Raw genomic sequence first — 23,734 nt, forward strand, 5'->3', positions numbered from 1 at the left:
GACCGGGCACGGGGCAGGCTGGTCTAATGTATTAACGCATTAATACATTGATTCCCATGAAGCGGCGAACACAGGAGCACGGCGACGACACCGAGGGAAGGCTCGGGACCTTGGCGCGGGCGCTGGCCGGGCTGGACGACGCGGAGGCGGTCAGTGCTTTCCTGCAGGACCTGTGCACGCCGGCCGAGCTCGAAGCGATGACCGATCGCTGGCGGGTGGTGCCCCTCCTGCAGCAGGGCATGCCGTACCGCGAAATCCACGACCTGACCCAGGTCAGCGTCACCACCATCGGCCGGGTCGCGCGCACGCTGGAGCGCGGCGCCGGCGGCTATTCCCTGGCTTCGATGCCCCAAGCCCGCGCCGCCAGCGCGAAGGACACGCCATGACTCCCCCCCTGGCCACCGCTTCACGCGACCGGCTGCGCATCGCGATCCAGAAGAGCGGCCGCCTGGCCGAGCCGGCGCGTTCGCTGTTGGCAGCCTGCGGTCTTAGCTGGCGCGAGAGCCGCGACAAGCTGTTCTGCTACGGCGAGTCGCTGCCGGTGGACCTGCTCTTGGTGCGCGACGACGATATCCCCGGCCTGATCGCCGACGGCGTCTGCGACCTGGGCGTGGTCGGGCGCAACGAACTGGAGGAGCAGGCGGGCGAACGTGCCCGCAACGGCCTCGCGCCGGCCTACCGCGCATTGCGCGGGCTGGGTTTCGGCCAGTGCCGGTTGATGCTGGCGGTGCCGGAGGAATGGGAATGGACCGGTCCGGCCCAGCTGCAGGGCCTGCGCATCGCCACCAGCTATCCGGCGATCCTTGCCGGCTGGCTGGAACGGCAGGGGATCGACGCCCAGGTGGTGGAGCTGTCCGGTTCGGTCGAGATCGCGCCGCGGCTGGGAACGGCCGACCTGATCTGCGACCTGGTGTCCAGCGGCGGCACGCTCGCCGCCAACCACCTGAAGCCGGTCGAGAACCTGCTCGACAGCGAGGCGGTGCTGGCCAGTCCGGCCTCGGGTTTCGACGATGCCCGCGTCGGCCTGGCGCAGATGCTGCTGCGCCGTGTCGACGGGGTGCTCCAGCTCAAGGACCGCAAGCTGCTGATGTTCAGCGCCGAACGCGATTCGCTGCCGGCGCTGGAGCGCCTGCTGCAGGACGCGGGGCCCCTGGTACAGCTGCCCGGCGGCAACGGCGTGCTGTCGTTGCAGACGATGTGCGAAGGCGCGGTCAGCTGGCAGCAGATGGAAGAACTCGAGCGCGCAGGCGCGCGTGGCTTGATGGTGCTGGCGGTGGAGAGGTCGCTGGCATGAGCGCCACCGCTTCCCCGGATTCCATCGGCACGGGCAGCGCTCCCGCCTGGAATCGGCTGCAGTGGTCGACGCTGGACGCGGCGCAGCGCGATCGCGCGCTGACCCGCCCGGCGCAAGTCGTGGCCGAGGCCACGCGCGGCGCCGTATCCGAAGTGCTCGACGCCGTGCGCCAGCGTGGCGACGAGGCGCTGCGCGAACTCACCGCGCGCTTCGACAGGGTCGAACTGGATCGCTTCGAGGTTTCGGCCGGGGAGTTCGCTGCCGCCGAAGCGGTGGTGCCGGTGGAGCTGCGCCAGGCCATGCTCGACGCCAAGTCGCGGATCGAGGCTTTCCACCGCGCCGGCATGGCCTCGGCTTATGCGATCGAAACCGCGCCCGGCGTGCTCTGCGAACGCATGATCAGGCCGGTGCCACGGGTCGGCCTGTACGTGCCCGCCGGCAGCGCACCCTTGCCCTCGACGGCGCTGATGCTGTGCGTACCGGCCGCATTGGCGGGTTGCCGGCAGGTGGTGCTGTGCACGCCGCCGCGGACGGACGGGACGGCCGATCCGGCGGTGCTGGTGGCGGCGAAACTGTGCGGCGTCGGTTCCGTGTTCAAGCTCGGCGGCGCCCAGGCGATCGCCGCGCTGGCCTTCGGTACCGAAAGCGTGCCAAGGGTCGACAAGATCTTCGGACCTGGCAACAGTTACGTGGACGAAGCCAAGCGCCAGGTCGCGCAGTCCGGCGCGGCGGCGATCGACATGCCGGCCGGTCCATCGGAAGTGCTGGTGATCGCCGATGCGGGCGCCGATGCGGGTTTCGTTGCCGCGGACCTGCTGTCGCAGGCCGAGCACGGGCCCGATTCGCAGGTGCTGCTGCTGTCCGACAGTGCCGCTTTCATCGACCAGGTGGAGGCCAGGCTGGTGGAGCAGCTGGCGGCGTTGCCGCGTGCGGCGATCGCGGCCAGGGCGTTGTCGGCTTCGCGCCTGGTGCTGGTGGATTCGCTGGAGGAAGCTTTCTCGATCAGCAACACCTACGCGCCCGAGCACCTGATCCTGGCCCTGCGCGAACCGCGCGCGTGGCTGGAGCGGGTCGAGGCCGCCGGTTCGGTGTTCCTGGGCGACTGGACCCCCGAGGCGCTGGGCGACTACTGCAGCGGTACCAACCACGTGCTGCCGACGAGCGGCGCGGCGCGTGCATGGAGCGGGGTCAGCGTGGCCAGCTTCCAGAATTTCGTCAGCGTGCAGGCGGCCACGCCCGAAGGAATCGCCGGGATCGGCAATTGCGCGGTCACGATGGCGCGCGCCGAGCAGCTCGATGCGCACGCCAATGCGGTCGTCCTGCGCCTGAAAGCGGTGGCCGCATGAGCGCCGATGACAACAGCTTGTTGCAGCTGGTCCGCGAGGACCTGCGTGGCTTCGGCGGCTACGCTTCGGCGCGCACGCACGACCTGCGCGGCGAGGTCTGGCTCAACGCCAACGAAAGCCCTTGGGCCAATCCCGCCGACGCGGGCGGCGGCAGCCGGCGCTATCCCGATCCGCAACCGCCGGCGCTGCGTGATGCGCTGGCTCGCCTTTACGCCTGCGATCCGTCACGGCTGCTGATCGGCCGTGGCAGCGACGAAGCGATCGACCTGCTCGTGCGCGTGCTGTGCGTGCCGGGTCGTGATGCGGTCGTGGTGACGCCGCCGGTGTTCGGCATGTATGCGGTGAGCGCACGCCTGCAGGGCGCGCCGCTGCTGGAAGTGCCGCTGGTCGAGGGCGAATCCGGCTTCGGCGTGGATCTGGAGGCGGTCGCGCGCGCGGCGGAGCAGGGCGCGGCAAAGCTGGTGTTCCTGTGCTCGCCTTCCAACCCGACCGGCGCCAGCGTGCCGCTCGACGGCATCGCCGCACTGGCTCGGCGCCTGCATGGCCGTGCGCTGGTGGTGGTGGACGAGGCCTACGGCGAGTTCTCCGACCAGCCTTCTGCGACGACGCTGATGGCCACGCATCCGAACGTGGCGGTGCTGCGCACCCTGTCCAAGGCGCACGCGCTGGCGGCCGCACGGATCGGCGTGCTGATCGCCCACCCAGCACTGGTCCGCGTCCTGCGCGCCTGCCAGGCGCCGTATCCGGTGCCGGCGCCGTGCGCCGAGCTCGCCGCAGCCGCCCTGTCGGAAGAAGCGCTGGCGCGCACCGCCGCGCGCGTGGATCAGGTCCGCAGCGAGCGCGTGCGCCTGCAACGCGCGCTGGCCACCCTGGCCGGCGTGGTCCGCGTGCATCCCTCTGACGGCAACTACCTGCTGGTCCGCTTCGCCGATGCCGATGCGGCCTTCGCCCGCCTGCTGGCGGCCGGCGTGGTCGTGCGCGACCAGCGCGCCGCGCCGCAACTGCCCGATGCGCTGCGCATCACCATCGGTACCCCCGAACAGAACGACCGCGTGCTGGCCGCGCTGGATGCCAAGGAAGCCGCTGCATGACCCCGATCCTGTTCATCGACCGTGACGGCACCCTGATCGAGGAACCGGCGGATTTCCAGATCGATGCCTACGAGAAGCTGCGCTTCGTCCGGGGAGTGATCCCCGCGCTGCTGAAGCTGCGCGACGCCGGCTGGCAGTTCGTGATGGTGTCCAACCAGGACGGCCTGGGCAGCGAGGGCTATCCGCAGTCCAGCTTCGACGGTCCGCACAACCTGATGATGCAGGTGTTCGAAAGCCAGGGCATCGTGTTCCGCGACGTGCTGATCGACGCCAGCTGGCCGCACGAGAACAAGCCCACCCGCAAGCCGGGCATCGGCCTGGTCCTGCCATACATCCAGGATCGCGGCATCGACTGGAAGCGCTCGGCCATGGTCGGCGACCGCCCCACCGACAACCAGTTCGCGGAAAACCTCGGCATCCGTGCCTTCCAGCTGCGGACCACGCAGTTCGGCGGCGAGTGGGCCTGGGCCGGGATCGCGCACGAGCTGGCCGACGCGCCGCGCCGCGCGGTCGTGCAGCGGAACACGAAGGAGACCCGGATCCGGGTCGAGGTCGACCTGGACCGCGTCGCCGAACCGGAAGTCCACACCGGGCTGCCGTTCTACGACCACATGCTCGAACAGATCGGCAAGCACGGCGGCTTCGAGCTGAAGATCCGGGCCGAAGGCGACCTGCACATCGACGAGCACCACACCATCGAGGACACCGCCCTGGCCCTGGGCCAGGCGCTGCGCGAGGCGCTGGGCGACAAGCGCGGCATCGGCCGCTATGGCTTCACCCTGCCGATGGACGAGACCCACGCCAGTGCGGCACTGGATTTCAGCGGGCGGCCGTACCTGGTTTACGAAGGCCGGTTCAAGCGCGAGCGTGTCGGCGACATGCCGACCGAGCTGGTGCCGCATTTCTTCCGCTCGCTGTGCGATGCCTCGGGCATGAACCTGCACATCGCCGTGACCGGCGACAACGACCACCACAAGGTCGAAGCCAGCTTCAAGGCGCTGGCGCGCGCGCTGCGACAGGCCATCCGCCGCGAAGGCGCCGAGCTGCCCTCGACCAAGGGAGCGCTGTGATGCGCGTGGCCCTGGTCGATGCCGGCGGTGCGAACCTGGGCTCGGTCCGTTATGCGTTGAACCGGCTGGGAATCGAACCCGAGGTCACCGTCGATGCCGAGGCGATCCGCGCTGCCGACCGGGTGGTGCTGCCCGGCGTGAGCACCGCGGCGCAGGTGATGGGGCGGTTGCATGCGCTGGACCTGGTGCAGGTGCTGCGTGGCCTGGAGGCACCGCTGCTGGGCGTATGCGTGGGCATGCAGCTGCTGTACGAGCGTTCGGAGGAAGGCGGGGTCGAGTGCCTGGGCCTGCTGCCGGGCGTGGTCCGCAAGCTGCCGCTGGCGCCGGGTATCCGGGTGCCGCACATGGGCTGGAACGGGCTGCGCACGATGCGCGGGTCGGCGCTGCTGGACGGCGTCGCCGAAGGCGCCAGCGCCTATTTCGTCCACAGTTATGCGGCACCGATCACAGCCGACACCGTGGCGGCCACCGATCATGGGAGCCTGTTCTCGTCAGTGGTCCAGCGCGGCCGCCTGTGCGGCGCGCAGTTCCACCCTGAACGCTCGGCCGCGACCGGCGCGCGCATCCTCCGCAACTTCGTCGAGATGGATTTCTGATGGGCGGATTCACGGTTTACCCCGCGCTGGACCTGCGCGGCGGCCGCGTGGTGCGGCTGGCGCAGGGCGACTACGCGCGCGAAACCACCTACGGCGACGACCCGCTGCCGCGCGCATCGGCATTCGTGTCCGCCGGCGCGCGCTGGATGCACCTGGTGGACCTGGATGCCGCCAAGGCCGGCGGCTACACGCTGCTGCCGCTGCTCGACGCGATCGCCCGCGAGACCGGCCTGCAGGTGCAGACCGGAGGCGGCGTGCGTTCGCGCGAAGACGTGGCGAAGATCCTCGACGCCGGCGCTGCGCGCGTCGTCGTGGGCTCACTGGCCGTGCGCGAGCCCGATACGGTCGCCGCGTGGCTGGCCGAGTTCGGAGGCGAGCGCATCACCGTCGCCCTGGATACCCGGCAGGATGCCGACGGAACCTGGACGTTGCCGGTGCATGGCTGGACCGAGACCGCCGGCGCCACGCTCGATGGACTGCTGCCGCATTACCTGCGTGCCGGCCTGCGCCACCTGCTGTGCACCGACATCGCCCGCGACGGCATGCTGTCCGGACCCAACCTGGACCTGTACCTGCACCTGCGCGCGCTGGCGCCCGGCGTGGCGGTGCAGGCCTCTGGGGGCGTGCGCGACGCGGCCGACGTGCGCAATGCGCGCCTGGCCGGCTGCGCGGGCGCCGTGCTCGGCCGGGCCCTGCTCGAGGGGCGGCTGGAACTGGGTGATGCCCTGGCCGAGGAGGCGGCGCCGTCATGCTGAGCCGTCGGATCATTCCCTGCCTGGACGTGCGCGACGGCCGCGTGGTCAAGGGCGTGCGCTTCCGCGACCACGTCGACATGGGCGACATCGTGGAACTGGCCCTGCGCTACCGCGACGAGGGCGCCGATGAACTGGTGTTCTACGACATCGGCGCCAGCCCGGAAGGGCGCTCGGTCGACCATGCCTGGGTCGAGCGGGTGGCACGGCTGATCGACATTCCGTTCTGTGTCGCCGGCGGCATCCGTGATGTCGAGACCGCACGGCGGGTGTTGCACGCGGGTGCCGACAAGGTCTCGATCAACTCGCCGGCATTGGAGCGCCCGGCGCTGATTGCCGAACTGGCCGATGCCTTCGGCGTGCAGTGCGTGGTGGTGGGCATCGATTCGATCCGCGAGGCGGACGGCCAGTGGCGCGTGCGCACCAATACCGGCGATCCGGACCGCACTCGTGCGCTGTCGGTGCGCACCCTGGACTGGATTGTCGAGGCGCAGCACCTGGGCGCCGGCGAGATCGTGCTCAACTGCATGGACAGCGACGGCGTGCGCCGCGGCTACGACCTCGCCCAGTTGCGCCAGGCGCGCGACCTGTGCCACGTGCCGCTGGTGGCCTCGGGCGGGGCGGGCGAACCGGTCCATTTCGCCGAAGTGTTCGAACAGGCCGACGTCGATGGCGCGCTGGCGGCCAGCGTGTTCCACAGCGGCGCCATTCCCATCCCCGGACTCAAGCGATTCCTGCGCGAGCGGGACATCGAGGTGCGCAATGCCTGATCCCTCCATCGAACCTTCGCGCGTGCCGCGCAGTCCGAACCTGTTGCCCGAGGCGATGGACTGGGACAAGGGCGATGGCCTGCTGCCCGCCGTCGTCCAGGACGCCGACAGCCTGCGCGTGCTCATGCTCGGCTACATGGACCGCAACGCGCTGCGCGCCACCCTGGTCAACCGGCTGGTCACCTTCTACAGCCGCAGCAGGCAGCGCCTGTGGACCAAGGGCGAAACGTCGGGCCATGTACTGGAGCTCGTCGACGTGAGCGCCGATTGCGATTCGGACACGCTGCTGGTGTTGGCCCGGCCACGTGGCCCGACCTGCCACCTGCAACGGCAGAGCTGCTTCGAGAACGCGCCGGCGCTTGCCGCGCCCGTGGCGGATGCGATGGCGGCGCCTGATGTCGGCTTCCTCGGCGAACTCGACGCGCTGGTCGCCACGCGCGCGCGCGAACGGCCTGAAGGCAGCTACACCACGCGCCTGTTCGAGGCCGGCGTGCGCCGGATCGCGCAGAAGGTCGGCGAGGAAGGCGTGGAGACCGCGCTGGCCGGCGTGTCCCAGAACGACGAGCACCTGCTCGGCGAATCGGCGGACCTGATATATCACCTGACCGTGCTCCTGCATTCGCGCGGCCTCTCGCTGGCCGATGCGGTCGAGGTGCTGGAGCAGCGCCACAAGACCTGAGGCATCCGGCGCGGACGTGCACGGGTGCGGTGGTCGCCAGCGGGGGCGGCTCCTACAATCCCGGGGTCTTCCCCGAGTGCGACCTTGCCGATGCATTCCGTCTCCACCCTGTTGCTGGCCTGTGCGTTTGCCGCGCCGGTTGCCGCCGTGCCCGCCGCGATGGCGTCGACCGTATCGGGCCACGTCTATCTCGAGCGCGACGGGCGGGCCGGGCGTGGTCCCGGTGATCCGGGCGTGGCGGCCGTGGCGGTCTCCAATGGCAGCGACATCGTGCGCACCGATGCGCAGGGCCGCTACACGATCCCGCTGGTGGCCGGGCAGGCGGTGTTCGTGGTCAAGCCGGCCGCGCATCGCTTCATCGCCGGTGCCGATGGATTGCCGGCGTTCTGGCGGCGCATCCCGGCGACGGCGCACGCGAGCGAGCGGGCAGGCGTCGATTTCGGTTTGCTCGAAGGAGCACTGCCCGCCGCGCCGGCGAAGTCCATGGATGGGTTCCAGGTGCTGCTGTTCACCGATACCCAGGTCAAGGGCACGCGCGACATCGACTATTACCGGCGCGACATCGTCGAGCCGATCATCGGCCGCCATGACGCAGCGCTGGGCATGACCCTGGGCGACCTGGTCGACGACGAGATCCAGCTCTATCCCGCGCTCAACGCGGTGACCACGCGGCTGGGCGTTCCGTGGTTCCACGTGCCGGGCAACCATGACGTCGATCCGGGCGCGACCGGCGACGCCGCGTCGCTCGCCAGCTGGAAAGCGGTCTACGGGCCGGACACCTACGCGGTGGAGGAGGGCAATGCGGCGTTTGTTTTCCTGGACGACGTGGTCGTGCAGCCGGGCACGGGCCCCGGCTACATCGGTGGCCTGAGGGAGGACCAGTTCCGCTTCATCGAGAACTACCTGGCGCAGCTGCCGCCCGGGCGCCTGCTGGTGCTCGGCATGCATATCCCGGTGTTCGATACCGGTGGCCGCGAAACCTTCCGTGCCGCCGACCGCGCCCGCCTGTTCGCTCTGCTCAAGGACCACCCGCGCCTGCTGCTGCTGAGCGGGCACAGCCACCACCAGCAGCACTACTGGCACACGGCCCGGGACGGCTGGCAGGGCGCCGCGCCACTGCACGAGTACAACGTCGGCGCTGCGTGCGGTGCCTTCTGGTCCGGCGCGCCGGACGCGGCGGGGATTCCGGACGCGACCATGGCCGACGGCACGCCGAACGGGTATGGGCTGCTGTCGGTGCACGACGATGGCGGTTACGCGCTCGCCTTCCATCCGGCACGGGTGCCTGCGGCTGCGCCGGCGTTCAACCAGGCGATGGCGCTGCATGCGCCGCGCGTGTTGCGACGGGGCGCCTACCCGGCCTGGGGCGTGTTCGCGAACGTGTTCATGGGCGACGCCGATACGCGGGTCGAGTACCGGATCGATGGTGGTCAATGGAAGCCGATGCGCCGGGTGGAACGCGCCGACCCGCGCCTGCTGGTCGAGAACGTGGCCGACGACCTGGCCACCCCCTTGCGCGGGTTCGATCGCTCGCCCGAGGCGGTGGATTCCACCCATCTGTGGCGGGGTGCGCTGGCGACCGACCTGGCGACGGGCGAGCATCGGGTCGAGGTACGTGCGTTCGACCGGTGGCAGGGCGAAGCGACGGCCACCACCAGCTACACCTTGCAGGACGCTGGCGCGGACTAGAACGCGGGCAATGCCGGATCGCATGAAGCCAGCCCCCCGGTGGCTGGCTGGCGTGGATTGCGCGAAGTGGCGCGCGATCGGATACGGGTTGTTGCGTGGGGTGCGGTCCAGCCAGGCTCGCCGGCCCGGGTGAAAGCGCGGCGCGTTCTCAGCCTGCGCCGCGCGAGCGGGTGCTCAACCACGCGCCGGCCAGCAGCAGGACCAGAGCGAGCGCCTGCACCGGCTGTGCCTGCGCCTGTCCGGACAGCACCAGCAGCACGGTCGACAGCAGCGGTGCCAGGTACGACAGGCTGCCGAGCAGGGCGATGTCGCCGCGCTTGGTCCCGGTATCCCACAGCCAGAAAGCCGCGCCGGTGGGTCCTGCACCCATCGCCAGCAATGCCAGCCACTGCCCCGGCGTGGGCGCCACGCTGCGCTCCAACAGCAGGTGCACGCCTGCGCCCAGCAGGGCGACCAGCAGGCAGGCCACGGTGATCGCGGCACTGGGCACCTGCGCATGGCGGCGGTTGAGCACCGAATAGCCGGCCCAGATCACCGCGGCCGTCAGTGCGGCCAGGTAGCCGGGCAGGTGGCTGGCGCTGACGTCCAGGCCGTTTCCACCGGTGACCAGCAGCACCGCGGCGGCCAGCCCCATGAGAGTGCCGACCCATTGCAGCGGGCGGATGCGCACGCCCGGCAGAAAACCGGCGAAGACCACGATCAGCAATGGCCACATGTAGTTGAGCAGGTTCGCTTCCACTGCCGGCGCACGCTTGAGCGCGATGAAATACAGCGCGTGGTAGCCGAACAGCGCGGTTGTCGACAGCGCCAGCGCCGAGGCCGGCTGGCGCAGCTCGGCCCAGCCTGCGCGACCGCGCGCACCAGCGCGCAGCAGGCCGAGCACGCCGGCGACGGCGAACGCGGTTGCCAGCACCTGGAACGGCGGCAGGCCGGCCGTGGCGACGGTGAGCAGTGCCAGCGAGGACCACAGAAGGATCGCCAGCAGGCCGGCCAGCGTGGCGTTGCGGGGAGCCTGCATCGTCTAGAGCGGCAGCTCGATGTCGAGGAAGCTGGCCACGCGTGCGTGCCCGTGCGCGGTGTCGCCATGGCGCGGCTGCGGATAGTCCTCGATACGGTCGACCAGCACCGTGTGCAGGCCGGCGCTGCGCGCCGCATCCAGTTCTTCGACCACGTCCGACAGGAACAGGATCTCGTGCGCGGGCTCGCCGATGGCGGCGGCGATGCGCGCATAGCTTTCCGGTTCGCGCTTGCCGCCGATCTCGGTGTCGTACCAGCCCGAGAACAACCCGGTGAGGTCGCCGGCGTCGCTGTGGCCGAAGAACAGCTTCTGCGCGGGGACCGAGCCGGACGAGTAGACGTAAAGCGGCAGGCCCAGCGCATGCCAGCGTCGCAACGTCGGGGCGGCGTCGGCATAGACCGGTGCGGTGAAGTCGGCATTGCGGTAACCGGCTTCCCATACCAGCCCCTGCAGGGCCTTGAGCGCGGTGTGCTTGCGGTCCTGGTCGATCCAGCCCTGCAGCGTCTCCACGATCATGTCGTCCTGGCACAGGCCGCCGGCCTCGGTGGCCACGGCGTCCAGCCAGCGTCGCACCTCCGGCTCGCGGCCATGTTCGGCGACGAAGCCGGGCAGGGCGCGGCGCGCGTAGGGGAACAGCACCTCGCGCACGAACGAGATGCTGCTGGTGGTGCCTTCGATGTCGGTGAGGATGGCGCGGGTCATGGTGGCCTGCCGGGACTGCAAAGAGAGCGCCCCTCCGGGGAGGGGCGGCGGACGAGGGCGTTGCGGCTCAGTTCGTCGCGGGAGCGTAGCGCGGGAACTTCTGCGCGATGTCGGTGCCGGTGAAGTGGCCGACCCAGCCGTCCGGCTCGGTGAAGAAACGGATCGCCACGAAGCTCGGCGACTCGCCCATGTCGAACCAGTGCCTGGTGCCGTCCGGCACGGCGATCAGGTCGTCCTTCACGCACTCGATCTCGTAGACCTTGCCGTCCACGTGCAGGGTGAACAGGCCGGAGCCGGCGACGAAGAAGCGGACCTCGTCTTCCTTGTGGAAATGCTCGTCGAGGAACTTCTTGCGCATCTCGCCGCGGTTGGGGTTGTCCGGCGCGATGCTGACCACGTCCACGGTCTTGAAGCCGCGCTCGGCCACCAGCCGGTCGATGTCGGCGCGATACGCGTCGATGACCTGCTCGGGCGTGGCGCCCGGGGCGATCGCCTGGCTGGCCTGCCAGCGCTCGAAGGCCACGCCGATCTTCTCCAGCTCGGCGGTGATCGCCGCCGCGTCATGGCTGTCGAACAGGGGCTGGCCGGGGTCGTTCTCGTCGAAGATGCGAAGTCGGCTCATGGGGGTTTTCACCTGGTGTTCTCACCTGCGTGGGCGCGAGGGCGCCGCGTAGGCCGCCAAGGTTACCAGTCGCCAGTTGCGGGACTGATAACGGCGGTGGAACGCAGCGCCGCCGAGGGGCATGAGTTCAGCCGCGCGCGCCCAGCTTGCGCAGCTCCAGCTCGCATCCGAGCAGGAACTCGAAGGCCTCCAGGTGGCGTCGCGCCTCGGCCATCGAGCGGCCCCAGGCGTACAGGCCATGGCCATCGATCAGGTAGCCCCACAGCGGCTGCCGGTCGAGCAGGGCGTCGACCTGCGCGGCCAGCACGTCCATGTCCTGGGTGTTGGCGAACACCGGCACGTCGATCGCCATCTCGTGGGTGCTGTTGCCTTCGAACGCCTTCAGCAGCTCGTAGCCCTCCAGCCGCACGTGGCCCTGGCCGGCATACAGGCGCGAGGCGACGGTCTGCACCGGCGAATGGGTGTGCAGGACGCAGCCGATCTCCGGGAACCTCCGGTACAGCTGGGTGTGCAGCAGGGTTTCGGCCGACGGGCGCAGCGGGCGTCCGACGGCGCGGCCGTCGAAATCCACGACCATGATGTCGTCCTCGACCAGCCGTCCCTTGTCGCGGCCGGACACGGTGATCGCGGCATGCGCGCCGTCGAGCCGCTGCGAGAAGTTGCTGCTGGTGGCCGGCGTCCAGCCCAGCTGCGCCAGCTCGCGCACGTTGCTGATGATCGATTCGGCGCGCTTGCGCAGAAGCGCGGGATCGTAGGGCAGCTTCGGCTTGTTCATGCCGGCATTTTAGCGTGCGGGCGATGGCAGCCGGCGCGAAAAGCCGCGATAGGCGGCCCAGGCCAGCAGCGCGATCACCAGTCCGCCGATCAGGGTCTTGCCCGGCGTGGAATAGACCAGCAAACCGCAGGCCACCAGCGCGCCCATGCCGAGCACGCGTTCGCGGCGGGTCGCCGGCCGCTCGGGCGTGCCCAGCAGCAGGCTCAGGCCGGCGGCGGCATAGGCCATCACCACCAGAATCACCACCATCTCGATCAGCGTCTCGAACTGGCCGGACACGGTCGGCGAGAGGGTCAGCACGGCCAGCAGGGTCATCATCGTGGCGATGATGAACAGGCCGGTCGCGGCCGAACCGTTGGCGCGCAGCCGGCCGAATATCGAAGGGAGGAAGCCGCGCTGCGCTGCGCGGGCGCCGGATTCACCGGTCACCAGCATCCAGCCGCCGAGCGTGCCGCTGGCCTTGAGCGCGGCCGCGGCGGCGATCACCGGCACCGCCCAGGGGCCGAACATCTGCCCGGCGACCAGGGCGAACGGCGCACTGGAGTCGGCCAGCGCGCTGACCGGCACGATGCCCATCATCAGTACCGAGGACACCAGGTACACGACGCCGGCGATGGCAATTCCGCCCAGCGTCGCGCGCGGCACGTTTTTGTCCGGGTCGTCGACCACGCCGGCCACCATCGCACCGGTTTCCAGACCGACGAAGGCCCAGAAGATCGGAGCCAGCGAATGCATGACCACGTTCAGGTCGGACTGGCCGGAGACGTTCCAGGCGGCGCGATAAAGGGTCGGGTCGAAATGCGCCCAGCCGGCGGTGAGGATCACCGCGACCGGCAGCAGGCCCAGCACCACGCACATCGACTGGAAGCGTGCGATCGGCCGCGGGCCGAGCAGGTTGAGCGCGAACATCAGCCAGATCAGCGCGATCTGCCCGCCCAGGCGCACGCCCGGGCTGTCCTCGATCGGCAGCAGGATCACCAGGTAGCCGAACGCGGCCACGGCGATGGCGTTGTTGCCGATCCACGACGAGACCCAGTACATGGTCGTGGCCAGGAAGCTGGCATCGCGACCCAGTGAGGGACGCACGTAGTCGTCCGGCGACTGCAGGTTCGGATGATGCTTGGCCAGGCGCGCGAAGGCGCTGCCGAGCATCATCGCCAGCACCGTGCACAGCAGCCAGGCCAGCGCGGTCACGCCGCCGGACTTGGCCAGGGTCGCGGGCAGCAGGAAGAAGCCCGAACCGATCATGTTGTTGGCGACCACGAAGGTCGCCAGGACCGGGCCGATCTTGCGTGCGGAGGTTGCGCTCATCTGCGCCTGCCCTTGGAAGTGGTGGACCTTGGCCTGGCAGCCCGGGTGTGGAAACGAAGCGGCCGGCGCTGGGGCCGGCCGCGTGGCGTGGAGTCGGCCTCAGCCGCCGTTGCGCAGTTTGCTGTGGCGGTAGCCGTAGGCGAAGTAGATGACCATGCCGATGGCGGTCCAACCCACCATCAGGTGCCAGTGGGCGCGGAACGGCTGCCAGAACAGGTACAGGCAGGCCGCCGCGCCGAGCGGGGCGATCAGCCAGTACAGCGGTACGCGGAACGGGCGCGGCAGGTCGGGACGGGTACGGCGAAGGATCACGATCCCGATGCACACGGTCGCGAAGGCCAGCAGGGTGCCCATCGATACCAGCTCGCCGAGCAGGCCGATCGGCAGGAAGCCGGCCAGCAGCGCGGCGAAGATGCCGACCAGGATCGTGCCCACGTACGGGGTCTGGAACTTCGGGTGGACCTTGGCCAGGAACTTCGGCAGCAGCCCGTCCTTGGACATCGAGTAGAAGATGCGTGGCTGAGCCATCAGCATCACCAGGATCACCGAAGACAGGCCGGCGATCGCGCCGATCTCGACGATGTGCTTGAGCCAGGCCAGCGACGGATAGGTTTCCAGCGCGGTGGCCACCGGCTTGGGCGTGCCCAGCTGCGTGTACGGCAGCAGCCCGGTCAGGACCAGGGCCATGATGATGTAGATGATCGTGCACACCACCAGCGAGCCGAGGATGCCGATCGGCATGTCGCGCTGCGGGTTCCTGGCCTCGCCGGCGGCGGTGGAGACCGCGTCGAAACCGATGTAGGCGAAGAACACCACCGAGGCGCCGCGGATGATGCCGTCGATGCCGTACTTGCCCGGGCCCTCGTTCTCCGGGATGAACGGCACCCAGTTGTCCGGGTTCACGTACTGCGCGGCGAAGGCCACGAACAGCACGATCACCGTGACCTTGATCGCCACGATGATCGAGTTGACGAAGGCCGACTGGGTGATGCCGACGTAGCACAGGCCGCTGACCGCGGCGATGATCGCCACCGCCGGCAGGTTGATCAGGCCGCCGGTGTAGACCAGCGCGCCGTCGACCACGTTCAGCGGCGCGGCCGCCAGCGAGGCCGGCAATCCTATGCCCAGCGTGGTCAGCAGGCTGTTCAGGTAGCCCGACCAGCCCACCGCCACGGTCGAGGCGGCGAACATGTATTCCAGCACGAGGTTCCAGCCGATGAACCAGGCGACGAATTCGCCCAGGGTCGCGTACGAGTAGGAATAGGCACTGCCGGAGACCGGCAGCATCGCCGCGAACTCGGCGTAGCACAGGCCGGCCAGCGCGCAGGCGATGCCGGCGATGATGAAGCTCAGCACCACCGCGGGACCGGCATGCTCGGCCGCGGCATGGCCGCTGAGCACGAAGATGCCGGCGCCGATGACCGCGCCGACGCCCAGCAGCACCAGCTGGCGGGCGGTCAGGGTGCGCTTGAGCGAGGCTTCGCCCTGCAGGCTGCCTTCGACCGGCTCGCCCGCATCGACGTGCCCGGCCGGTTCGACCGGCTTGACGATGAATAGACCCTTGGACATTGCGTGGTTTTCCCCGGAAAGCGGCCGTCCGATGTGCCTGTGGTGTGGTCGCCGCTGTCGCCCCCGGCGGACGGCCCAAGCGCCGTACCTTGCCAAACGCCCGGGGCGATCACAAGCTGTGCTGCGGCGGAAACGGCCGGGAATGGACTGCGGCAGCCCCGCGCAAGGAAGGTTTGATGCAGCACCGGGACATCCGCGGCGATCTGCGCGACTACGGGCATCGCTGGCCGGACGAGGCCGCGGTCGTGGATGGCTTCCTCGCGCTGCTGGAAGACCCGCAGGACCCCTTCGTCCGCGAGCGCCTGGCCGGCCACTTCACCGGATCGGCCTGGGTCGTCAGCCTGGACGGGCGCAGGACCCTGCTCACCCACCACCGCAAGCTGGACCGCTGGCTGCAGCCGGGCGGGCATGCCGATGGCGACGTGGACCTGGCCCGGGTGGCCCTGCGCGAGGCGGAGGAGGAGACCGGCGTGCCGGGCCTGCATCTGGACGACGGTGCCATCTTCGACCTGGACCGGCACTGGATCCCGGAACGCGGCGCGATCCCCGGTCACTGGCACTACGACGTGCGCTATGTCGTCCGGGCCGGGCCCGATGAGCGCTTCGTGGTCAGCGAGGAGTCGCACGCGCTGGCGTGGCGCGACGTGACGGCCGTGGCCGACGATCCCGCCAGCGACGAGTCGATGCGGCGCATGGCCGCCAAGTGGCTGGCCGGGTAGGGGCCGCGTGGAGTGGTGCCGGCGGGGGCAAGCCCCGCTCTACGTAGCGCCCGGCCTGCCGGGCTGCTGCGGCGCCCTTCCGTTCAATACAGCACGCGCGTGCGCAGCGTCCCGGGGATGGCGGACAGCTCTTCCCGCAGCGCGGCGCCCTGGGCCTCGTCGGCGGCCACGTCGATCACCACGTAGCCGACCTTCGGGTTGGTGCGCAGGAACTGGCCGTCGATGTTGAGCGCGTGGCGACTGAAGATCTCGTTGATCTTCGACAGCACGCCCGGCACGTTGCGGTGGATGTGCAGGATGCGCAGGCTGTCCTCGTGCTCGGGCAGGGTGACTTCGGGGAAGTTCACCGCCGACAGGGTGCTGCCGTTGTCGCTGTAGCGGACCAGCTTGGCGGCGACTTCCACGCCGATGTTCTCCTGGGCCTCCAGTGTGCTGCCGCCGATGTGCGGGGTCAGGATCACGTTGTCCAGCCCGATCAGCGGCGAGACGAAGGCATCGGCATTGCCCTTGGGTTCGACCGGGAACACGTCGACCGCCGCGCCGCCGACATGCCCGGACGCCAGCGCCGCGGCCAGCGCGTCGATGTCGACCACGGTACCGCGCGAGGCATTGATGAGGTGTGCACCGCGCTTCATGGCCGCGATCTGGGCGGCGGCGAACATGTTCTTGGTCGCCGCGGTCTCCGGCACGTGCAGGGTGACCACGTCCGAACGCGACAGCAGGTCGTCCAGGCCGATCGCCGCGCGCGCATTGCCGAGCGAAAGCTTGGCCTCGATGTCGTGGAAGATCACCTGCATGCCCAGCGCCTCGGCCAGCACGCCGACCTGGGTGCCGATGTGGCCGTAACCGATGATCCCCAGGGTCTTGCCGCGCACTTCGTGGCTGCCGGCGGCCGACTTGGACCAGCCACCGCGGTGGCACTCGGCATTCTTCTGCGGGATGCCGCGCATCAGCAGGACCGCCTGCGCGACCACCAGCTCGGCCACGCTGCGGGTGTTGGAGTAGGGCGCGTTGAACACCGGGATGCCGGCCAGCTCGGCCGCGTCCAGGTCGACCTGGTTGGTGCCGATGCAGAAGCAGCCCACCGCGATCAGGCGCTTGGCTTCGGCCAGTACGTCGGCACTGAGGTGGCTGCGCGAACGGATGCCGACGATGTGGGCTTCGGCGATCCGTGCCTTGAGCTCGTCCTCCGGCAGCGACTTTTCGTGGAACTCGATCTGGCTGTAACCGGCGGCGCGGAAGGTCTCCACTGCGCTCTGGCTGACGCCCTCCAGCAGCAATACGCGGATGTCCTGCTTGGGATAGGAGGTCTTCTTGGGCGACATGCGCGTCGGCTTCCGGCGATCGTGGCGGGAGCCGGGAACTATGCCAGATGCGGTGCCATTTTTCCGCAGTGCGTCATCGCGTTTTCGCTGGCCCTGCGGAACACCGTGTGCGGTGATCGACGTCAATCGCACGCCCGCGAAGGTTGCCCCTGAAACCGGGCCCGGAGCGGGCTCCCGGTTGGGCGTCCGTGCTGGACGCACTGCGCCGTCGCTGGCACGCTTGCGCGCTCCCGCACGCACGATCCAAGCCGCTTCCCATGACCGATTCCCGCCTGGCCGAACTGCAGCAGTCGCTGCCCGACCTGCGCCTGAAGACCGACGCCGCCGACCTCGAGCACTACGGCCGCGACTGGACCCGGCGCTGGACCCCGGCGCCGCTGGCGATCGCATTGCCGGCCACGGTCGAGGAAGTGCAGGCGGTGGTGCGCTGGGCCAACCGTCACCGGGTGGCGGTGGTGCCGTCGGGAGGCCGCACCGGCCTGTCCGGCGGCGCGGTCGCCGCGAACGGCGAACTGGTGCTCAGCCTCGAACGGATGAACAAGGTGCTCGGCTTCGACGTCGTCGACCGCACGTTGACCGTGCAGGCCGGCATGGTGCTCGAAGCGGTGCACAACGCCGCGCGCGAACACGGGCTGGTCTATCCGGTGGATTTCGGCGCGCGCGGCTCGTGCTCGATCGGCGGCAACATCGCCACCAATGCGGGCGGCATACGGGTGATCCGCTATGGCAACACGCGCGAGTGGATCGCCGGACTGACCGTGGTCACCGGCGAGGGCGAGGTGCTCGAACTCAACCGCGCCCTGGTCAAGAATTCCAGCGGCTACGATTTCCGGCAGCTGCTGATCGGATCGGAAGGCACGCTGGGTATTGTCGTTGAGGCGATCCTGCGCCTGACCGACCCGCCGCCGCCGACCAACGTGATGCTGCTGGCGCTGCCCTCGTTCGAGGTGCTGATGCAGGTGTTCGCCGAGTTCCGCAGCCGCCTGCGCCTTGAAGCCTTTGAGTTCTTCACCGACCGTGCATTGCGCCACGTGCTCACGCATGGCGCGCAGAAGCCGCTGGAGGACGAGTATCCGTTCTACGTCGTGACCGAGTTCGCCAGCGACGACGAGGCGACCGAGGCCGCGGCGATGGCGGCGTTCGAGCACTGCATGGAGCGCGCCTGGGTCGCCGACGGCGTGATCAGCCAGAGCGATGCCCAGGCCCAGCAGCTGTGGCGGCTGCGCGAGGGCATCACCGAGGCGGTCGCGCGCTACAAGCCCTACAAGAACGATGTCTCGGTGCGGATTTCGGCGATGCCGGCGTTCCTCGCACAGACCCAGGCCCTGCTCGGCGAGGCCTACCCGCATTTCGACGTGGTCTGGTTCGGTCACATCGGCGATGGCAACCTGCACATCAACGTGCTCAAGCCCGAGGGGACCTCCGATGCCGATTTCCTGGAGCAGTGCGAGCAGGTGACCAAGCTGCTGGCGCAGGCGCTCAAGGCGCATGGCGGCAGCATCTCGGCCGAGCACGGGATCGGCCTGGTCAAGAAGCCCTACCTGGAAAGTACCCGCGGCACGGCCGAAATCGCGCTGATGCGCGGGGTCCGGCGCGTGTTCGATCCGAACGGGATCCTGAATCCCGGCAAGCTGTTCGACGCCTGATCCGCGATGGAGTGCCGGCGCGGAAGGCGCCGTCCGGGTTAATCTTCGGGCTTCGCCGCAGAGCGGCCTCCACGACCGATTCCCGATGAAATCCTTCGCCATTCCCGCTTCGCTGGTCCTGCTGTGCGCGCTCGCCCCGGTTGCCCTGGCGGGCAGCTTCGCCGGCACGTCGGCCGGCAGCTCGGCCGGTGCGTCTTCCGCCGGCAGCTCGGCATCCTCCAACAGCAGCTCCGGCGGCGACGACAAGCTGGTGCGCGAAGCGCGCGAGGACGCGGCCGGTTTCGTGGCCAGCGAAGGCCAGGTGCGCAGCGCACGCCTGGAAGCGGCGCTGCGGGTCATGCGCGAGCGCGATGCTTCCGCCCGCCAGGCCAGCGACCTGGAGCTGGCGCGCGCGATCCTCGCCCGCGAGTAATCCGCGGGGCGCACGGATCCGCGCGGCTGCTGCTGCCCCCATGAACCGCATCTTCCTCGCGTTCGCCGCCGCCCTCCTGTGGCTGGGGGGCGGCCATGCAACGGCGAACGCGCAGGCATTCACGATCGCCGACGAGATACCGCCGGCCGAGCGCGCGGCCACGCTGCAACTGCTCGGGCAGGGGCTGCGGATGTTGCCGCCTTCGTGGTCGATGGCGCTGGATCGGCCGATCGCCTTCACCTGGCGCGACGACCTGCCCGATGGCGTGCATGGTCGCGCCAGGCACTGGTCGATCGCGCTGGATCGTCGCCTCCTGGCCGCGTGGATGGCGCACAGGCCCGATACGGGCAACGACGATCCGGCCACGCGTGCCGCCCTGGCCGCACTGCTGCACGAACTGGCCCACCTGTACGACCGGACGCCCGCGGGTGGTCTTTCGCGCGATCCGCGCCTGCTCGACCTGGCCGGCTGGCAGGTCGCGGCGGTGATGCCGGGAAGGCGGGCGCGCAACGACTTCCGCGACCGAACACCTGATCCGTACGAAGCCACGTCGCCGAAGGAGTACGTGGCGGTCAATCTCGAGCACTACCTGCTCGATCCGGATTACGCATGCCGGCGGCCTGCGCTGGCCGCGCATTTCGACGCGCACTTCGGCACGCAACCGTCGTCGACGGCGTCGTGCGCCGATGGGCTGCTGTTCGTCGGCGACGACCTGCGCTCGGCTGATCCGCAACGCCTGCTCGATCCGGGGCGGATCTTCGAGGTCGACTACCTGCTGGCAGACGCCAACGAACGGCCGATGAGCCGCTGGGGCCACAGCATGCTGCGGCTGGTGGTCTGCGCGCCCGGCCGCCCCCGCGGACCGGACTGCCGCCTGGACCTGCAGCACCACCTGGTGCTCTCGTTCCGCGCGTTCGTCGGCGACGTGCAGATATCCAGCTGGCGCGGATTGACCGGTTCCTATCCCTCGCGGCTGTTCGCATTGCCGCTGGGCCAGGTCATCGACGAATACACGCGGGTGGAGCTGCGCGGATTGCGTTCGGTGCCGCTGGCGCTGTCGCGGCAGGAGATCGGTGCGCTCGCCGGGCGCGCCGCGCAGCTGCACTGGAATTACGACGGCCACTACTACTTCGTCAGCAACAACTGCGCGGTGGAAACCTGGAAGCTGCTGCACGACGCGCTGCCGCGCCTGGCGGCGCTGCCTCTGTCGAGCATCCGCCCAAACGGCCTGCTGGCGCGCCTGCGCGAAGCGGGCGTCACCGCCGAGGCAGGCATCCCGACCGACGCCGCCGGCCAGGTCCGCCTGGGTTACTACTTCGAACCCGCCAGTGCGCACTACCAGGCGATGTATGCGGTCGCGCGCGACGAGCTCGGCTTGCAGGCGGTCGACGCGGGCGACTGGTTGGCACTGCCGCCGCAGGCGCGCGCGCCGGCATTGCGCCGGGCGGGGCTGAAGAGCGCCGCGGCGCTGCTGGTGCTGGAATCGGCGGCCCTGCGCCAGCAGGAAGCGCTGGCGCGCGACGAGCTCAAGCGCCGCTGGCTGGGCGATGCGCGATCGGTGGATGCCGCAGGCGATATCGCCGCGCCATTGCGGGAGTTTCTGCGCCTGGGGAGTGCCTTCAGCAGGCCTGCGTCGTGGCTGCAGGGCGTGCCGGGCTACGGGTTGCCGCAGGCCGATGAGCGGGAAGTCCTGGGCGGACGCATCCGCGCCGATGCGGCCTCGCGCGTGGAGCAGGTCGAGGCGCTCGAGGCGGCCGTCCGGCAGCTGTTGCCGCCGGCGCAGCGTGAAGTGCTGGAGGACACGGGCGACAACGTGGTGCTGATCGGCGAGCGGTTGCGCGCGCTCGCCGCCGGATCGTAGGGCCGTCCCCACGCACTGCTTATCCGTTCCGGCCCGGGAGCGTGGCGGGCCCGCTCCCGGTAGCTCGCGTCAGTCCGCGCGGCCGCCGAATTCGCCGGTCGTGGTGTTGACCAGGATCCGCTCGCCGTTGGTGATGTACTCCGGGACCATGATCTCGATGCCGGTGCTGAGCTTGGCCGGCTTCGGGCGCTTGGTCGCGGTGCCGCCCTTGAGTTCCGGCGGGGTCTCGACCACTTCCAGGGTCACGTGCTGCGGCATCTGGATCGCCACCGGCTGCTCGTCGATGACCTGCACGTAGATCCCGGCCAGGCCGTCGGTGATGTAACCGGCAGCCTCGCCGATCACGTCCGGATCCAGGGTGTACGGGGTGTAGTCCTCGTCGTCCATGAACACGAACGCGTCGCCGTCCTTGTACGAGAACGTTGCCTGCCGGCGCAGCAGCTCGACTTCGACCAGGTTGTCGTCGGAATCGAAGCTGGCGTCGAGCTTGGCGCCGCCGGGCACGCTGTACATGATGAAGCGGAAGCGGACGTTGCCGCCGCGGCCCTGCGGCGAGCTGCGCTCGATGTCGCGGACCTGGTAGACGCCGTTGTTGTACTCGACGACGTTGCCCTTCTTGATCTCGTTGGCTTTCATGGATGGTTCTTCATTGGGATGCGGAGCCGCGCGTGCGCGGAGCGGGATGTTGCCGGCGGGCGGAACGCGCGCCTATTTCGGCGCGAGCCGGGTGGCGCCGTCCAGGCGGATGGTTTCGCCGTTGAGGTAGCGCGTGCGCAGGATGAAGGCGACGGTGTCGGCGAACTCCTCCGGCCGGCCCAGCCGCGAGGGGAACGGGATGGTCGCGGCCAGCGAGTCCTGCACGGCCTGGGGCATGCCGTCGACCATCGGCGTCCAGAACACGCCCGGGGCCACGGTCATCACCCGGATGCCGAAGCGCGCCAACTCGCGCGCCATCGGCAGGGTCATGCCGACCACGCCGCCCTTGGACGCCGAATAGGCGGCCTGGCCGATCTGGCCCTCATAGGCGGCCACCGACGCGGTGTTGACGATCACGCCGCGCTCGCCGTCCTCGCCTGGTTCGTTGTGCTGGATCAGCGCCGCGGCGGCCTTGGCCACGTTGAAGCTGCCGACCAGGTTGACCATGACCGTGCGCGCGAAGCCATCCAGCGGCAGAGGACCTTCCTTGCCGAGCACGCGGCCCGAGCCGAGGATGCCGGCGCAGTTCACCGCGGCGTTGAGGCCACCGAGGAAATCGCGCGCGGCATCGAGCGTGGCGGCCACGCCGGACTCGTCGGTGACGTCGGTGCGGAAATAGCGGGCGTTGCCGGGGCCAAGCGTGGCGACCGCATCGGCGCCCTTGTCGTCGTTGACATCGAGCAGGGCGACCTTGCCGCCATCGGCGACCAGGCGCTGGGCCACGGCGAAACCGAGGCCGGATACGCCCCCGGTGATGACGGCACGGACGGTATCGGGCTGCATGCGCAGGTTCCGGGAAAAGGAGAGGCGCCTATTGTAGGGGAGCCGGCGGCCGCGTCCGCAGCGCACCGGACTGGCAGGTCAAGGGTCAGTCGCGCGCGACCGGGTCCGCGTCCCGCCAGGGAAGGACCTCGGCCACGCCGGCATCGTGCTGGGCCAGGACTTCCTCGAAGCCGAACCGGGGCCGCCAGCCAAGGGTCGAGATCGCATGGCCCGGATCGTAGACCCGGTCGATCGTGGCCGGCGGCGACCAGCCACGCCGTGCCAGCGCCGCGAGCAGGTCCGGCGCGCGCCGGGCGAGTACCGCCGGCGCATCGGCGAGCAGCGCGCCGGCGTCGCCGCGTCCGAACGGGGGCGCGCCGGAGACCACGAAGCAGGCGCTGGCCGGGCCCTGGTGGGCCAGCGCGGCCAGGTGCGCGGCGGCCACGTCGCGTGCGTCGATGCCGCGGTGCAGGCGGAACGCGGCCATGACCTGGACCGGCTCGGGGAAGCAGCGCGACATGCGCAGGACGCGCAGGACCGGGCCACCTTGCGCCGCTGCCTGAGCCAGCAGCCGTTCCGCTTCCAGCTTGGTGTGGTGGTAGACGGTCTGCGGCTGCGGTTCCAGCGTCTCGTCGACCCAGCCTGCGCGCCCCGGCGGCGTGGCGGCGCTGCCGTACAGCGCGGTGGTGCTGGTGAACACGATGCGACGCACTCCCGCGGCGGTCGCGGCATCGAGCAGGCGGCGCGTGCCCTCCACGTTGATGCGCCGGAAGGTCGCTTCGGATGCGTGCGGCACGTGCGGCGCGTGCAGCGCGGCGGTATGCACGATCGCGTCGGTGCCGGCGAGCGCACGGCCGAGCAGCGCCGGATCGGCGAAGTCGCCCACCAATCCGCTGGTCGACGACGGCGTGATGTCGATGCCGGCCACCTCGTGCCCGGCCGCGGCGAGCGCCACGTAGATCGCTCGGCCGACGCGTCCGGCGCTACCGGTGACCAGGACCTTCATCGCGCGGCGTCCTCGCCTGGAAC

The 23,734-nt window shown here is 70.0% G+C and carries 24 protein-coding genes; 14 read left to right on the forward strand and 10 right to left on the reverse strand.

Annotated features, from left to right (window positions below; all coding sequences use genetic code 11):
- Positions 1–56: 56 nt before the first annotated feature.
- From MNQ95_RS12840 to MNQ95_RS12885, 10 genes are all read left to right on the forward strand, one after another.
- The gene (locus MNQ95_RS12840) at positions 57–386 is read left to right on the forward strand and encodes a YerC/YecD family TrpR-related protein (protein WP_241953113.1); all 330 of its coding nucleotides are present in this window, start codon (positions 57–59) and stop codon (positions 384–386) included.
- Complete coding sequence (gene hisG / locus MNQ95_RS12845) at positions 383–1,294, forward strand: ATP phosphoribosyltransferase (RefSeq protein ID WP_241953114.1); 912 nt, start codon at positions 383–385, stop codon at positions 1,292–1,294. Before MNQ95_RS12840 ends, hisG begins: the two co-directional genes overlap by 4 nt.
- Positions 1,291–2,640 (forward strand): histidinol dehydrogenase, encoded by a 1,350-nt coding sequence (gene hisD, locus MNQ95_RS12850; RefSeq protein WP_241953115.1) that lies wholly within the window; start codon positions 1,291–1,293, stop codon positions 2,638–2,640. Before hisG ends, hisD begins: the two co-directional genes overlap by 4 nt.
- On the forward strand, positions 2,637–3,731 hold the full coding sequence (gene hisC, locus MNQ95_RS12855; protein ID WP_162408655.1) for a histidinol-phosphate transaminase: 1,095 nt from the start codon (positions 2,637–2,639) through the stop codon (positions 3,729–3,731). The genes hisD and hisC overlap by 4 nt, the downstream gene beginning before the upstream one ends.
- The gene (hisB, locus tag MNQ95_RS12860; RefSeq protein WP_241953116.1) at positions 3,728–4,801 is read left to right on the forward strand and encodes a bifunctional histidinol-phosphatase/imidazoleglycerol-phosphate dehydratase HisB; all 1,074 of its coding nucleotides are present in this window, start codon (positions 3,728–3,730) and stop codon (positions 4,799–4,801) included. The genes hisC and hisB overlap by 4 nt, the downstream gene beginning before the upstream one ends.
- Complete coding sequence (gene hisH, locus MNQ95_RS12865; protein WP_162408657.1) at positions 4,798–5,397, forward strand: imidazole glycerol phosphate synthase subunit HisH; 600 nt, start codon at positions 4,798–4,800, stop codon at positions 5,395–5,397. Before hisB ends, hisH begins: the two co-directional genes overlap by 4 nt.
- Complete coding sequence (gene hisA / locus MNQ95_RS12870; protein WP_162408658.1) at positions 5,397–6,152, forward strand: 1-(5-phosphoribosyl)-5-[(5-phosphoribosylamino)methylideneamino]imidazole-4-carboxamide isomerase; 756 nt, start codon at positions 5,397–5,399, stop codon at positions 6,150–6,152. Before hisH ends, hisA begins: the two co-directional genes overlap by 1 nt.
- The gene (hisF, locus tag MNQ95_RS12875; RefSeq protein WP_241953117.1) at positions 6,146–6,919 is read left to right on the forward strand and encodes an imidazole glycerol phosphate synthase subunit HisF; all 774 of its coding nucleotides are present in this window, start codon (positions 6,146–6,148) and stop codon (positions 6,917–6,919) included. The genes hisA and hisF overlap by 7 nt, the downstream gene beginning before the upstream one ends.
- Positions 6,920–6,974: 55 nt before the next feature.
- Complete coding sequence (gene hisIE / locus MNQ95_RS12880) at positions 6,975–7,598, forward strand: bifunctional phosphoribosyl-AMP cyclohydrolase/phosphoribosyl-ATP diphosphatase HisIE (protein WP_241954425.1); 624 nt, start codon at positions 6,975–6,977, stop codon at positions 7,596–7,598.
- 90 nt (positions 7,599–7,688) lie between these two features.
- Positions 7,689–9,287 carry a calcineurin-like phosphoesterase C-terminal domain-containing protein gene (locus MNQ95_RS12885; protein WP_425605671.1) on the forward strand — a complete coding sequence of 533 codons (1,599 nt, stop codon included), beginning with the start codon at positions 7,689–7,691 and terminating at the stop codon, positions 9,285–9,287.
- A gap of 148 nt (positions 9,288–9,435) precedes the next feature.
- Here MNQ95_RS12885 and yddG read toward each other — a convergent pair whose 3' ends face one another.
- From yddG to MNQ95_RS12915, 6 genes are all read right to left on the reverse strand, one after another.
- Positions 9,436–10,305 carry an aromatic amino acid exporter YddG gene (gene yddG / locus MNQ95_RS12890; RefSeq protein WP_241953118.1) on the reverse strand — a complete coding sequence of 290 codons (870 nt, stop codon included), beginning with the start codon at positions 10,303–10,305 and terminating at the stop codon, positions 9,436–9,438.
- A 3-nt stretch (positions 10,306–10,308) separates the two neighbouring features.
- Entirely contained in the window at positions 10,309–11,007 is a 699-nt protein-coding gene (mtnC, locus tag MNQ95_RS12895; protein ID WP_241953119.1) for an acireductone synthase, read from the reverse strand.
- A gap of 67 nt (positions 11,008–11,074) precedes the next feature.
- Positions 11,075–11,629: a 1,2-dihydroxy-3-keto-5-methylthiopentene dioxygenase gene (locus MNQ95_RS12900; RefSeq protein WP_241953120.1), complete on the reverse strand. Its 555-nt coding sequence runs from the start codon at positions 11,627–11,629 to the stop codon at positions 11,075–11,077.
- A gap of 127 nt (positions 11,630–11,756) precedes the next feature.
- Positions 11,757–12,404: a methylthioribulose 1-phosphate dehydratase gene (locus tag MNQ95_RS12905; protein WP_241953121.1), complete on the reverse strand. Its 648-nt coding sequence runs from the start codon at positions 12,402–12,404 to the stop codon at positions 11,757–11,759.
- A gap of 9 nt (positions 12,405–12,413) precedes the next feature.
- Positions 12,414–13,715 (reverse strand): amino acid permease, encoded by a 1,302-nt coding sequence (locus tag MNQ95_RS12910; protein WP_162408665.1) that lies wholly within the window; start codon positions 13,713–13,715, stop codon positions 12,414–12,416.
- Between the two features lie 99 nt (positions 13,716–13,814).
- The gene (locus tag MNQ95_RS12915) at positions 13,815–15,284 is read right to left on the reverse strand and encodes an amino acid permease (RefSeq protein WP_162408666.1); all 1,470 of its coding nucleotides are present in this window, start codon (positions 15,282–15,284) and stop codon (positions 13,815–13,817) included.
- A 176-nt stretch (positions 15,285–15,460) separates the two neighbouring features.
- Between MNQ95_RS12915 and MNQ95_RS12920 the strand changes: the two genes are divergently transcribed.
- The gene (locus MNQ95_RS12920; RefSeq protein ID WP_241953122.1) at positions 15,461–16,003 is read left to right on the forward strand and encodes an NUDIX hydrolase; all 543 of its coding nucleotides are present in this window, start codon (positions 15,461–15,463) and stop codon (positions 16,001–16,003) included.
- 83 nt (positions 16,004–16,086) lie between these two features.
- Here the strand turns inward: MNQ95_RS12920 and serA are convergent, their stop codons facing one another.
- Complete coding sequence (serA, locus tag MNQ95_RS12925) at positions 16,087–17,328, reverse strand: phosphoglycerate dehydrogenase (RefSeq protein WP_162408668.1); 1,242 nt, start codon at positions 17,326–17,328, stop codon at positions 16,087–16,089.
- 257 nt (positions 17,329–17,585) lie between these two features.
- Here serA and MNQ95_RS12930 point away from each other — a divergent pair, with 257 nt between their 5' ends.
- From MNQ95_RS12930 to MNQ95_RS12940, 3 genes are all read left to right on the forward strand, one after another.
- Positions 17,586–18,974 (forward strand): FAD-binding oxidoreductase, encoded by a 1,389-nt coding sequence (locus MNQ95_RS12930; RefSeq protein WP_241953123.1) that lies wholly within the window; start codon positions 17,586–17,588, stop codon positions 18,972–18,974.
- An 85-nt stretch (positions 18,975–19,059) separates the two neighbouring features.
- Positions 19,060–19,386 (forward strand): DUF2388 domain-containing protein, encoded by a 327-nt coding sequence (locus MNQ95_RS12935; protein WP_162408670.1) that lies wholly within the window; start codon positions 19,060–19,062, stop codon positions 19,384–19,386.
- Positions 19,387–19,426: 40 nt separating this feature from the next.
- On the forward strand, positions 19,427–21,247 hold the full coding sequence (locus tag MNQ95_RS12940) for a DUF7844 domain-containing protein (RefSeq protein ID WP_162408671.1): 1,821 nt from the start codon (positions 19,427–19,429) through the stop codon (positions 21,245–21,247).
- Positions 21,248–21,316: 69 nt separating this feature from the next.
- On the opposite strand, the gene yeiP is transcribed toward MNQ95_RS12940, so the two are convergent.
- The 3 genes from yeiP to MNQ95_RS12955 form a co-directional block, all read right to left on the reverse strand.
- Positions 21,317–21,883, reverse strand: coding sequence for an elongation factor P-like protein YeiP (gene yeiP / locus MNQ95_RS12945; RefSeq protein ID WP_162408672.1), 567 nt, complete (start codon positions 21,881–21,883; stop codon positions 21,317–21,319).
- Positions 21,884–21,955: 72 nt separating this feature from the next.
- Positions 21,956–22,726 (reverse strand): SDR family oxidoreductase, encoded by a 771-nt coding sequence (locus MNQ95_RS12950; RefSeq protein ID WP_162408673.1) that lies wholly within the window; start codon positions 22,724–22,726, stop codon positions 21,956–21,958.
- A gap of 85 nt (positions 22,727–22,811) precedes the next feature.
- Positions 22,812–23,711 (reverse strand): NAD-dependent epimerase/dehydratase family protein, encoded by a 900-nt coding sequence (locus MNQ95_RS12955; protein WP_162408674.1) that lies wholly within the window; start codon positions 23,709–23,711, stop codon positions 22,812–22,814.
- Positions 23,712–23,734: the final 23 nt, after the last annotated feature.

It is taken from the genome of Pseudoxanthomonas daejeonensis (assembly GCF_022637495.1).
In the GTDB taxonomy this organism is placed as follows: Bacteria; Pseudomonadota; Gammaproteobacteria; order Xanthomonadales; family Xanthomonadaceae; genus Pseudoxanthomonas; species Pseudoxanthomonas daejeonensis.